General features: G+C 45.5%; 9 protein-coding genes. 5 read left to right on the forward strand and 4 right to left on the reverse strand.

Going from position 1 to position 13,008, the window contains the following annotated elements; genetic code table 11:
* Positions 1 to 247: 247 nt before the first annotated feature.
* Positions 248 to 1,186, reverse strand: a complete 939-nt coding sequence (locus RID09_RS18290) for a cupin-like domain-containing protein (RefSeq protein WP_446337351.1) — start codon at positions 1,184 to 1,186, stop codon at positions 248 to 250.
* 407 nt (positions 1,187 to 1,593) lie between these two features.
* On the opposite strand from RID09_RS18290, the gene RID09_RS18295 reads away from it, so the two are divergent.
* Positions 1,594 to 3,276, forward strand: a complete 1,683-nt coding sequence (locus tag RID09_RS18295; RefSeq protein ID WP_446337352.1) for a GH3 auxin-responsive promoter family protein — start codon at positions 1,594 to 1,596, stop codon at positions 3,274 to 3,276.
* A gap of 320 nt (positions 3,277 to 3,596) precedes the next feature.
* Positions 3,597 to 4,541 (forward strand): 2-keto-4-pentenoate hydratase, encoded by a 945-nt coding sequence (locus RID09_RS18300; protein ID WP_446337353.1) that lies wholly within the window; start codon positions 3,597 to 3,599, stop codon positions 4,539 to 4,541.
* Between the two features lie 190 nt (positions 4,542 to 4,731).
* Here the strand turns inward: RID09_RS18300 and RID09_RS18305 are convergent, their stop codons facing one another.
* Positions 4,732 to 6,240 (reverse strand): PAS domain-containing sensor histidine kinase, encoded by a 1,509-nt coding sequence (locus tag RID09_RS18305; protein ID WP_446337354.1) that lies wholly within the window; start codon positions 6,238 to 6,240, stop codon positions 4,732 to 4,734.
* 230 nt (positions 6,241 to 6,470) lie between these two features.
* On the opposite strand from RID09_RS18305, the gene RID09_RS18310 reads away from it, so the two are divergent.
* Entirely contained in the window at positions 6,471 to 7,631 is a 1,161-nt protein-coding gene (locus RID09_RS18310; RefSeq protein WP_446337355.1) for an RRXRR domain-containing protein, read from the forward strand.
* 592 nt (positions 7,632 to 8,223) lie between these two features.
* Here the strand turns inward: RID09_RS18310 and RID09_RS18315 are convergent.
* Together RID09_RS18315 and RID09_RS18320 are read right to left on the reverse strand one after the other, a co-directional pair.
* The gene (locus RID09_RS18315; RefSeq protein ID WP_446337356.1) at positions 8,224 to 10,155 is read right to left on the reverse strand and encodes an ArnT family glycosyltransferase; all 1,932 of its coding nucleotides are present in this window, start codon (positions 10,153 to 10,155) and stop codon (positions 8,224 to 8,226) included.
* Between the two features lie 167 nt (positions 10,156 to 10,322).
* Positions 10,323 to 10,907, reverse strand: a complete 585-nt coding sequence (locus tag RID09_RS18320) for a hypothetical protein (protein WP_446337357.1) — start codon at positions 10,905 to 10,907, stop codon at positions 10,323 to 10,325.
* Positions 10,908 to 11,072: 165 nt separating this feature from the next.
* Between RID09_RS18320 and RID09_RS18325 the strand changes: the two genes are divergently transcribed.
* Positions 11,073 to 11,429: a DUF565 domain-containing protein gene (locus RID09_RS18325; protein WP_446337358.1), complete on the forward strand. Its 357-nt coding sequence runs from the start codon at positions 11,073 to 11,075 to the stop codon at positions 11,427 to 11,429.
* A gap of 238 nt (positions 11,430 to 11,667) precedes the next feature.
* A complete protein-coding gene (locus RID09_RS18330; protein ID WP_446337359.1) occupies positions 11,668 to 12,795 on the forward strand; it encodes a glycerate kinase in 1,128 nt (375 codons plus the stop codon).
* Positions 12,796 to 13,008 lie beyond the last annotated feature (213 nt).

Consider the following 13,008-nt stretch of genomic DNA (forward strand, 5'->3'; position numbering starts at 1 on the left):
ATTTGTTAGGTGTCACTCAGTGTTAATTGTGAAACCCGCGTGTCAACTTAAGCCAAATCAGTTAGTGAGCAGGCTTCCAGGCACACTCTCGTTCCCAGGCTCTGCCTGGGAATGCCTCTGTTGAGGCTCCGCCTCCTTTGACAAGCGGCTGGAAACGAGAATGGGTAAGGGTTGTGACTTAAGTTGACACCAATGCACACCCCGTGCGCCCGATTTAATCGTAAAATCTATGCCACCATTTTAGCTATTAAATTCTGTACAAGATTTGGCGAATCGTTGATTGGGGATCAGGCTGAAATAAAGCCGTGATTAAATTGCCTCCTATATAAGGAATAGCACAGAAAACCCCCAGGATAGAACGCCATTTCTGCCAATTCAGCAAAGCGCGTCTGGTGGGATAAATGCGCCAGAATCGATTAACTGAACACATTATGGTATCATCAATTCCGCTGACATCATGCCACCATCCGGCAGGCAAATAAAGCGTGTCTCCTCGTTCTAGAATAACCTCTTGTTTATGTTCTAAGGCTTGCTTTAGTTTGGGAAAAGCAGCAAAATTTGGCTGCTCTAAGGACACCTGACTAAAACAGCACCGCAATTTCATCCCATGGCGTAAATGAGCGAGAATGGGAAAGGGATAAAGATTGTAGGTTTGAGAGGGAGGAAATAAGACGATTTTTTTGACCCCATGAACTTGGATGAGGGTATTGTCCATAATATCGTAATGCAATCCAGAGCGATGGATGCCTGAACCCATATACATCTTAAAATCAGTGACAGGATGAGTAAACCCCAGTTTTTTGCCCAAGGTTTTCCAGCCCGATGTATTCGTCAGGGTTGTATTTTTTAGGGGGATTTTTCCTAGATAAAGGTCATTCTCTTGAACATTACCACAGCGTAAAAGTTCGGCATATTTCGAGAATCCCATTGTTTCCAACCCAACGCTGCTGCCTACAGGAGAACGTTTAGACTGTCCGGTCTTATACTTAGCCCGCTCATAATTCCGAACCATAACCTTACGATCGCCAATCTTTGCACAAAGATACTCCAAAGTCCAGTCCGGTTCATTCTCCAGCAATCCGGTAATGACGACAGGTGTACCCGTTTGTTGATAGCGTTGGCTAAACTGTTCGGGTGTGAGTGTGGATATATCGACAAGCGGTATAGAAGAAATTGAAAGGTTCATTGGCATATCAAACTCCGCCAGAATAGATTGTCAATGGTTAGGTAAGCCACTGAAACCTCTAGCCTATGTCGGGAAGGTTAAACCGGGAATCGGGAACAAAAACTAAAGAAACCCCATCTTGGCAAGGGTTCAACTTCATCCCAATCAACAGTTTCACTGAAATTAAAGAGTAGGGGAGGGAAAGATGACTGAGAGGATGTTGAAAAAACTTGACAATTTATGTAAGCAATGACAAAAATGATGGAATTTGTGATCGGTCATTGGCAAACAAGGACATGACTATGGGCAAGGGTTCGGTATGAAAAATACCATAAAATGCCGGAAAATATCGGCAAAACTGCCAAAAACGGATTTGGCAGGCGAGAAATGCCCAATGTCCGCTCAAATGTAACTGGTGTGAGGATGTTATGTCAAATTATGTACTGCCCCTGTTAACCGCGCTAACCCGACGGGTTAAAGCCAATTTCGTGAATAAGACGCATCAGACGGAGGCGGTACAGGAACGGTTTCTGCTCACCCTGTTGCAAAAGTATCAGAACACGGAACTAGGGCGGAAATGGGGGTTGAGGGAGATTAGAACCATTGACCAATTTCGCGATCGCGTCCCGGTTTTGCCCTATAGTAGTTATGAACCCTACACGGAACGTATTTTCCAGGGTGAGTCGAATATCTTAACCCCTGATCCCGTTGTTTATATCAATCTCACCAGTGGTTCCACGGGTTCAAAGAAGCTGATTCCAGTAACTAAGCAGTTTCAGAATTCCTTGCGCGGGGCTAATCTAACCAGTATGGGTTTTTTAGACGATGCGCTGAGAGTTCGCAACCGTAAGTTTGGTAAACTCTTGATTACCAACTCTGTGCAACCCCTGGGACAAACCCCAGAAGGGATTGGTTATGGTTATGCTAGTGTTGGCGTACTGCGGATGGGAAAGTTTCTGTACCAACAACTGTTTGCCCATCCCTTTGAAACCCTACAACCGGGGGATAGCCTAGTCCGCCACTATGTTTGTTTACTCTTTGCTCTACGCGATCGCACCATGCGGGGGATCATTGCTAATTTTCCCATGCTCCTGCTGCGAACGGCAAGTTATTTGGAAACTTACGCCGAAGATTTAATTCGGGATTTAGAAAAAGGGACAATTGCTGGCTGGCTGGACTTAGAATCAGGGATTCGGTTACAACTAGAGCATCAATGGTCTGCTTGTCCCCAACGGGCGCAGGAACTACGAGACATTTTAAACCACGAGGGACGCCTAACCCCGAAACGGGTTTGGTCAGATTTATCCTTTGTCGCCACCGCACGCGGCGGTACATCGGATTTTTACTTTCACCGCTTTGGCGATTATTTTGGGGATACGCCTGTATTTGGGGCGGTTTATTCCTCCGCAGAAGCCACATTTAGTATCTATCCTGATGTAGACACCGATGGGAGTGTCTTGGCGATTGAAAGCGGTTTCTTTGAATTTGTCCCCGAAGATCAATGGGACGCCGAACATCCGAAAACTCTACTGGCGACTGAGGTTAAACTTGGGGAACATTATCGCCTTTTAACTACAAATTATAGTGGGTTTTATCGCTACGATATTGGCGATGTGGTGGAAGTTATTGGATTTTACAATAAAACGCCCTTAATTGTCTTCCGCTATCGTCGCGGCGGAACGATGTCGGCGACAACAGAGAAGACGACAGAACACCATGCAACTCAGGTGATGCAAGCCTTACAACAGGACTTTGACGTACCTTTAGAAGACTTTTTTCTGACGCTATCGGAGAGTATTACCACCACTCACTATTTAGTCAATATTGAGTTAGCGCCCGGTCAACATCTGGAAAATCCCCAAGCTTTTCTTGCCAGTTTTGACCGCCAACTGCAAGACGCCAATATGTCTTATGGGGTAAAGCGACCTGATAATTATATCCCAGCGCCCCGCCTACGGATATTAGCACCGGGTAGCTTTGCCATCGTGCGTCAGCGTCAGTTAGAACGCGGCGTTCCTGATTCTCAGTTGAAGTTTCCTCATATTAGCAATGATCGGCAGTTTTTGGCAGGGTTAGAAGTGTTAGAGGAAATCAGATTACCAGAAGATTGAAAAATGAAAAATGCCGTAGGGGCGAAGCTTATGCGCCCAGATTTCTCGGTTTTATACCAACGTACCAACGCATAAGCTTCGCCCAATCCCCATAGGCAAATAGTGTAGGGGCGGGTTTCACTATTATCTTTTCGGTTGCGCCCAGATTTATCGGTTTTATACCAACGTACCAACGCATAAGCTTCGCCCAATCCCCATAGGCAAATAGTGTAGGGGCGGGTTTCACTATTATCTTTTCGGTTACACCCAGATGTAACTCGCGCCCGCCCCTCCCGTGAAACCTTAGGAAGATAAGGGAACAAACAAAGGACGAATGACCAATGATTAAACACTATTGGCAATCTGCTATTCTCACAATTTTGTTAGGGGGTCAAATTTTTGGGCTCGGTGCTGTTCAAGGGACAGAAAGACCGAAACGCACCTCTTGTCAAACCAAGGATGAACTGTCTTGTGCTGGCGGGGTGATAACGCCGGATTCCCGATTTCTGGAGGAATTAGTCACCCATTACCTCAACCGCATCCCCCTAGAAAAGGCGTCACCCAACTTAACTGTAACTGAAGCCGAACAATTACGCGATCGCTTTATAGAAAGACTCACTCCTATTTTAGGACAAAGTATTGGTTACAAGGCAGGACTCACGAGTACAACCGCGCAGAAACAGTTTAATGTCTCTCATCCCTTACGCGGGATTCTCTTAGCACAAATGCTCCTACCCAGTGGGTCAATCGTACCCGCTAATTTTGGCACACGTCCACTGTTTGAAGGGGATTTAATCGTGAGAGTGGGGAGTGAGGCGATTAATGAAGCGACGACTCCCCAGGAGGTTTTAGCCGCCTTAGATGCGGTGATTCCGTTTATTGAATTGCCGGATTTAATCTATGAATCGGGGGTAAAATTAGACGCCGCTGACTTAATCGCGATTAATGTGGGTGCGCGTTTGGGGATTGTGGGTGAACCGATTCCCCTGACGGCTACTCCAGAATGGCAAGAACGGTTAGGTAATATTAAATTGGTGATAGTGGATGAAACCGGGAAAGAATTAGCCACAGGTAAAAGCAATGTATTATTAGAGCATCCCTTAAATATCGTTTTATGGTTGCGGGATGACCTGAAATCTGGGGGTAAGCGACTGAAAAAAGGCGATTTATTATCCTTAGGAACAATAACACCGTTAATGCCTGTAGAATCAGGAAAAACTATTCGCGCTCAATATTTCGGCTTAACGGAACAGGATGCTGTTGAGATATCCGTGAGTTTTGAATAGTTAAATTGCTTTGGGTTAAAACTGTTATAATTTATAAAATATATTTCTAGTTGCTATTTATGGTTGCTTCAATGAGATGATTATTAAACAGGAACCCGATTTATTGGATTGATGAAATAAGGCGGGGGAGCAGGGGGAGCAATGATACATTTTCCCTGATAGCGGTGCAAGGGTATGAAAGTGTCAAAACTTAATTTAGAGGCGGGTGTATAGGTAGCTCAATGATAAATTCTGTTCCTTGACCCGGTTCGGAAATATAACGTAGCTGTCCGCCGTGTTTTTTAACAATAATTGAATGGGAAATCGATAAGCCCAAACCCGTACCGACGCCCACAGGCTTAGTGGTAAAGAAAGGGTCAAAGATGTGTTTGTGTAAGGCTTTGGGGATACCAATACCATTGTCGGCAATGCGAATGATTACCTGAGAAGAATTGAGATGATTATCGTGAGTTCTAACACTGGTACGGATTGTGATGGTTTTGGTAAATTCTAAATTATCATAATGTTTTGTCTTCTGTTCTAAGGCATCAATTGCATTATTGAGTAAGTTCATAAACACCTGATTTAGCTGACTTGGATAACATTGAATCAGGGGAAGTTTACTATACTCTTTGATCACTTGTATTTCTGAAGAAAAGACAGTCTTTTTTAATCGATGTTGCAAAATAAGTAAGGTGCTATTTATCCCTTCATGAATATTGACGACCTTTTGATCTGCTTCATCTAAACGTGAGAAGTTACGCAAAGATAATATAATTTCACGGATGCGTTCTGCTCCCTCTTGCATAGACTTGAGGAGTTTGGGAAAGTCTGATCTTAAAAAATGCAGATCAATTGCCTCAATCTCATCTTGGATTTCTGGTATGGGTTCTGGATAGTGTTTAGCATAGAGTTCGATTAAATGGAACAGGTTAAAAGCATAGTCACGGGCATAAGTAATATTGCCATAGATAAAGCTGATCGGATTATTAATTTCATGGGCTATACCAGCTATCATCTGACCCAAACTGATCATTTTTTCATGTTGAATCAGTTGGGCTTGAGTTTGTTTGAGTTGGCGTAAGACTTGCTTGAGCTTTTGGTTTTTGAATTTCAATCGGCTTTCCGACTGGCGCAAAGCTTCTCGGGTTTTCTTTTGCTTACTAATATCACGACCTTCTGGAATTAGTAGCACAACTTGTCCGGTCTCATCTTTCACAGGTTTGAGGGAAAAATCAATCGTAATTACCCGTTCGTCAGCGCCGACAACCTCCACTTCATACCGCACAAATTCACCCGCCGCCGCCGCCGCGATCGCATCTTTTAATTGTTCCTGGATTTGGGAAGAATGACTCCACCATCGGGTTTGCCAGAATGGACGCCCCGCCACATCTTCGCGCTGCAATCCGCCAAAATTTAATGCGGTTTGATTGGCTTCTAAAACTGTACCATCGGGTTTAAGCAAACCAATAAATTGAAACATTGCATCAAAAATAGCCCGGAATCGCCGTTCACTCTCTCGCAATGCATTTTCCGCCTGTTGGCGTTGCGCGGATTCCTGATGGGTATCACTAATGTCGGTAATCATCCTCAACACACCGACAAACTCACCCTGAGCGTCTAAAATAGGCGTGGCAGAAACAATTGCCCATAACTCTGAGCTATCTTTGCGGCGAAACTTAAACGGGTGACGTTCTTGGATACCGTGGCGACGACGCAAGATATAGGTTCATGAACCGCGCCTTACTTCGTGAAGACGCGGATTGGCAGAGGGAACCTGCTCCGAAGTCATGAATAGGGCATGAGTTGGTAGGGGATAACCACAACAAGAGCGCTTCTCTAGCTTGGATTAGATGTAGGTTCAGGAATCTCTGAACACTGGGTAAGTCCAGGACACACCCTTATCAATGCCTTAAGAGACGTAAACATTTACACGAATGGATTATCTCTATGAATCGTGTTCCAGTAGTTAGCGAAGAAGGAAAACCACTGATGCCTACCAAGCCATCCAGGGCTAGACGGTGGGTCAAAGAAGGTAAGGCGGTGGGGAAGTGGTCAGACTTAGGGGTCTACTATGTTCAACTGACTTCACCGCCATCGGCAGAAGAAGTACAACCAATTACTGTTGGAGTCGATCCGGGTAAGTCCTACTCTGGTATTGGCGTTCAATCAACCAAAAACACCTTACTACAACTACACCTTATCCTTCCGTTTGGGCGGGTCAAAAAACGAATGGAAACTCGCGCCATGCTGCGAAGGTCTCGCCGTTCTAGACGGATTAACCGGGATGTTCCGTTCAAGCAACGTAACCATCGGCAGTGCCGCTTTGATAACCGTAAACAGTGCAAACTACCTCCATCAATTAAAGCTTCACGGCAATTGGAGTTAAGAGTAGTCAAAGAGTTGGCGGCGATATTTCCGGTAAAAGCGATTGGGTATGAACGAGTTAGAGCCGACATAGACTTTTCCCAACGCAAACACGCCAAGTCGGGTAAGGGATTCTCCCCGGTGATGACTGGTCAAAATTGGGCGATATCTCAGATGGAAAAAATCGCCCCTGTCTATGTCCGGCACGGCTGGCAAAAGGATGGGAACGGTACATCCCAGCTCCGAACCCAACTAGGATTAGAGAAGGATAAGGCTAACAAGTCCATAGCCAAACCGGAGACCCACGCGGTTGATGGGGTGACATTGGCTTGCGGATATTTTGTTAAATATGTTCAATTTACTGGCTTTAATTCTCGCGGTTACACCCACAGAGGCAGCGTCAACATCACCCCTTCCCCATTCAAAATTATCACCCGTCCTGGTGCAGTGAAACGGGGAAAAGAGTACGGCTTTTTCCGCCGTCAATTACACTTTGAAGTCCCGGATAAGTCAGGGATAAGGAAGCGCAAAGGTGGGACAATTACCCCAATGGAAGTGAGGATTGGTGATTTGGTAAGAGCAGAAAAAGCCGGAAAAGTCTACATTGGCTACGTTGGTGGGTTCACCGATACCAAAAAGACTAAAAATATTTCCGTTTGTGACTACACATGGAAACGAATTGGGCAATTTGCCCCCAGTAAAGTCAAGTTAATTAGGAGGAATAACGGCTTATGTGTAGCATAAAAGGGGAGATGGATGCCTCCATTCTTCCGGCATCCCGCTATCCCTCCCCACCCTGCTAGCGCTGAGGGTGGGGACTCCCGCGAACACGTTGACTGGATGGAGAATTTCTCTAAATTCCCGCAGGGTAGAGTAACTCCACTTATCGGGTTAGCTTAGATATTTGGTGCAATCCTGATCGACGCCGACACGCTCCTACCTGTGCTGTTGTCCGGGCTAACTATATTTAGACGAAACGGCTAACCAACTTTTTTCGCTGTAGGCACAACTGATTGTGTCTTGACCTGTTATCCTTCCCTCTCCAGTTTTAACCAATAATTTTCGGTCTTGTGGTGGCAGCTAAAAGGATCTCTTTATATTACTATTATGGATGACATTTAGCAACTATTTCATCAGTAATTACTATTCTTTCAATAGTTTAAATGTATGGTTATTTTAGGGTGGCTATGATAAATTAATATAAAAAAAGTCACTTAACCAATGTTTGTATAGAAACCTGAGTCGGGGCGGGCGCGAGTTACATCTCTTGTGCAACCAAAAAGATAGTCGTGAAACCCGCCCCTACAGAGGCACCACATACCGTGAAAAGTCAGAATTACCGTTCCCCTGAAGGCTGAGGCTTTTGGGCAACGAGTTGTTTGGCAACTCGAATCAGATGATAGGCACCTTCGTTATCAATGATGGTATATTCATTGGGTTTTAGCCAGTTTTCCTGGAGTTTATTGAATCGCTTAGATTCAATTAAAATCAGGGTCGAGGGAGGATTAGGTTTGGTTTTGGCAATTTTCTCAATGTAGGCAATCAGTTTATGTTCTTCGTCAAAATAATTAACCGATCGCTGGGCATAAAAAACGACACTGGGCTTTTCAAACCCCATCATCAGTAACTCTTCTGACGGTTGGTTCACCTCAGCCGCGATCGCAGATAATTCTCGTAGGGGAAGCTGACGTTGTTGATCCAATAGAAATGCAGCCGGTGAAACCACAAGGATAATAAACGCTACAAACGCCACCAAATTAATCATTCCTAACCAACGCCATCCCCGACGTTGCCATAATGCGATCGCCGTCGCTACCGCAGCCATTCCCCAAACAATACCTCCCCGTAAAGGTAATCCTGACGCTTGCAGGGTTTCCGATAAGTTCAGCGCGGCTGGATCATAGCCCACTATGTTCGGGCTGTATAAAATTGCCCCCGCGAGTACGAGGAGGAGGATCACATTAAACCCACCACTCAACCGTAACCCCAACCGAGGCTGAGGGTTTTGATAGGTGAGTAAATCACTTGCCAATAATGCCACCAAAATTGCTGCTGCGGGCATTAAGGGTAAGACATAGCTGGGGAGTTTAGTTACAGCGATAGTAAAAAAGCCAAACACACCCGCAAACCAACACAGAGCAAATAAACCCAACTGACTCGCGCGAGGGGAACAACGCCATTGTTGAACCTGCCAAAACCGCAACCGTGCGATCGCGAGGGGTAAATAACAGGACCAAGGGGCAAAGCCGACTAACACAACCAGAAAATAGAAATACCAAGGCGCCCAGTGGTGATTAACCACACCGACAAAGCGTTCAATGTTGTGATAGCCAAAAAACTTGTTGATATAGTCTTCGCCATTCGCCAAGGTAACTAACACATACCAGGGAATTGCTAGAACCCCAATAACGCCCAATCCCCAAAACAGGCGCATTTCCCGCACCACCTGCCAAAAATTCCCCAGATACACCAGAAATGCACCAATAATTAATCCAGGGAGGACAATTCCCACCGGTCCTTTGGCAAGGATAGCTAAGGCAATTAATATATAAAACGCTAAATACCAACCGGATGCAAAACCTAAAATGGGTTGGGGATCACCTTTTGCATTTCCACGGTATCGGCTATTTTGTTCCCCATCTCCCTGTCTTCTTGTCTCCCCTTGGACATAGGCGATAAAGAACGACAACAGAGCCGTTCCCATACAGCCAGAGAGTAGCATATCCGAAACCCCAGTTCGCGCCCAAACTAAGGTTATGGGATTAAAGGCAATCAGCGCAGCCCCGATTCCAGCAGATAACCAGCGTTGACGTTCTGGATTAGGGAGTTTTGGGGCGTCTTCTAATTCAGAGGAATTGTCATGAATCAGGGTACTAGGACGGGAAATGCCAAAATAGCGTAGCGTATAAAAGCCCAAAACTGTTAGCGCGATCGCACTCATTGCTGAGGGAAGTCGAACCGCCCATTCATTCACACCAATGAGCTTATAGCCAATCGCCATTAACCAGTAGACTAAAGGCGGTTTATCAAAACGAGTCTCCCCGTTAAAATACGGTGTAATCCAGTCTCCTGTAACCGTCATCTGGCGGGCGGCTTCCGCGAATAACGGTTCAGTTTCATCAACCAAACCCGTACTACCTAAGTGCCATAAAAAAGCCACCCAGCAAATCGCACTTAACCCTAAAACCGAGAACATCCACAAACGAGTTGGATGCTTTTCCCAAACATTCCACCACTTTGTCACCGTTTTAGCGACCCTATCCTTCATTCAACTTCAACCAGTTTGTCACGAAAAGCCAACATTAACCGTCACCGCCCCAAACTTAATCTAGCTGGAGCCGCGCTCATAATGTCCCCCTTCCTTGACTCGGACAACCCCATCAAGTTCCTGATCCAACAGTGTAGAGACGTTGCATGCAACGTCTGGTACAAAACCTAATACGGTTGTAAGACTAACTCCCATTCGCCCGTCTTTTGATTCCACCGGGGTACAGGCGTTTCCCCAATTACATAAGGTCCCCAATACAAACGAGAGCCATCTTGGGCAAATGCCACAATAATATCTCCCTTTTCCAAAATCAGATCATCTTGTGGAAGTGAAAGAATCAGCCCTTGGCTTCCTCCTTCCATAGGGGAAAAATCCCAGTGGGCGGGTTTGGCGTAAGCCTTTGAACCGGTTTGGCGTTCTAACAGCGCCACCCGCACCGGATGTTCTGTAGAATTGCTGACTCGCAACCCTCCTTTTTGCGCCGCTAGAGCAACGGGATCAAGGGGTGGAGAGGGTGAAGCCTCTGCGGGAGGTAACTTTGATGAGAGTGGTGATAGTGTTGGGGAGAGGGGTTGAGCCGTTTCCATCTCAGGAACCTCTGGTGATTTGATCACAGAGGGTAATGATGCTGTATCTGAGGATTGGGGTTCTATCCAAACCTTGAACTCAAATAATCCTAGTCCCAGTCCGGCAACACCTAAAAGGAGTACGATGATAAATACTGGATAAAGCTTATGGTTTAGTCTTTTCATTCGTTTTGAAGGGATTGACTCTGCACCACTACGTCTGTAGGGGGTGCTAACAAAACGAATTGCTAGCCCCTACTCTCATTGAAACAAGCTTGACCAAAACCGTGTTATTTTTCTCTTAAAGGCTAAGTGGTTATGGTCAGTGTGTGGTTGATTTCTGGTTGATCGATGCAAAATACTCGTCTTAATACTATCGTCGATGTGATCTTGGCAAGGTTAGCCCAGTGGTTTGCCAATCCCTGGCGACGCCTGTCCATAATCTTGCTAGGTTTGCTGTTGGGCATTTTCCTCGGAAGTGCCCTCTCAACGACAGCCGGTCAAACCGCTGACTGGGATGTCATTGCGGCTGGGATTTTAATTATTTTCACGGAAACGGTGAGCCGGATTGTTTATGGCAGAAATCGTCAGCGTTTGCCTTCTGTGAGCAGAGCTTCTAGATTTTCATGGTTCATTGAAACTGTGAATGCTCTGAAAATTGGTTTGGTTTATAGCATGTTTTTGGAAGCGTTTAAACTGGGTTCGTAATGTCATTCGTTTATGTCATTCGTCAGGTCATAAGGTCAGATATAATTTTTAATTCTGCGTAGGGGCGGGTTTGACTATTATCGTTTTTGACCTCACCCAGATGCAACTAAACCCGCCCCGACTAAGGGATAAGGGAGGGCGGGTTTTATTGATAGGCTATCGGTGACAAGCCAATTAAGTTCCTAAACCCGCCCATACAATTGTAATTGTGGCTAAACCCGTCCCTACCCTAAGACTTATGATTCATCCCGTTTCCTCGTCTCCCTCTTTCGGTGACATTCTTAACCAATGGATATCAGGAAAACCACCAAATTCATCGGCTTGGCAAAAATTATTAACAGCGGAATTAGCACAGCCGGAACGGGCTAAAGCGTTTGGAATTACGTCAGATAACGTGGAGGAAAAACTACAGGCGCGATCGCGTCTTTTTTTATCTGTCTATACTGATGTTCTTGCTTTGCCCTCGTTTGCTCATAAAATTCAGGATAATAGCGAAAATTTTGAGTCTATTCAAACTAATATTATCCTATCTCTGTGGCGCTTATGGCTTCCTTTGGCAATACAATTGGCGGAATCTAGACAACAGGTAGGGCGTCCACTAATTCAGGGAATATTAGGTGGACAGGGAACGGGAAAAACCACATTGGCGGTTGTGTTGAAGTTAATTTTAGCCCAGTTAGGATATCGTACCCTTAGCCTTTCCATTGATGACCTTTATAAAACCTATCAAGAACGACAGCGCCTGCGAGAGAAAGATCCGCGTCTGATTTGGCGCGGTCCGCCGGGAACTCATGATGTGGAGTTGGGGGTGCAGGTATTAGACGAGTTGCGATCGCACAATTCCTCAGATTCTATTCTAGTCCCCCGCTTTGATAAATCTGCTTGGGAAGGTGCAGGCGATCGCACAGATTTTGAACCTGTACAAAATGCGGATATTGTGTTATTTGAAGGGTGGTTTGTCGGTGTGCGTCCCGTTGCGGCGACTGTGTTTGCGGGGGCTACTCCAGCACCCATTGAAACAGAGAGCGATCGCGCTTTTGCACGGGATATGAATGAACGACTTAAAGCGTATTTACCCTTGTGGGAACGTTTAGACCGTTTAATCGTACTTTATCCCATTGATTATCGCCTGAGTTTGCAGTGGCGGCGTCAGGCGGAGGCGGAAATGATCGCGACGGGGAAATCAGGGATGAGTGATTCACAAATCAATGAATTTGTCAAGTATTTTTGGAAAGCGCTGCATCCAGAGTTATTTATTACGCCATTAATTCACAATCCGGATTGGGTGAATTTAGTAATTGAAATTAATTCCGATCATACACCCGATCGGGTTTATCAACCTGAGAATGACGAAAAAGGGTTGTAGGGTTGTAGGGGCGAAGCATTCGCGCCTAGATTTATCGGTTTCATGCCTAATTTTCAACGCGAATGCTTCGCCCAATCCCCAAATACCAATCCCCAAATACCAATCCCCAAATACCAATCCCCAAATACCAATCCCCAAATACCAATCCCCAAATACCAATCCCCAAATACCAATCCCCAAATACCAATCCCCAAATACCAATCCCCAAATACC

This window comes from Coleofasciculus sp. G1-WW12-02, from assembly GCF_040219735.1.
GTDB lineage: Bacteria > Cyanobacteriota > Cyanobacteriia > Cyanobacteriales > Coleofasciculaceae > Coleofasciculus.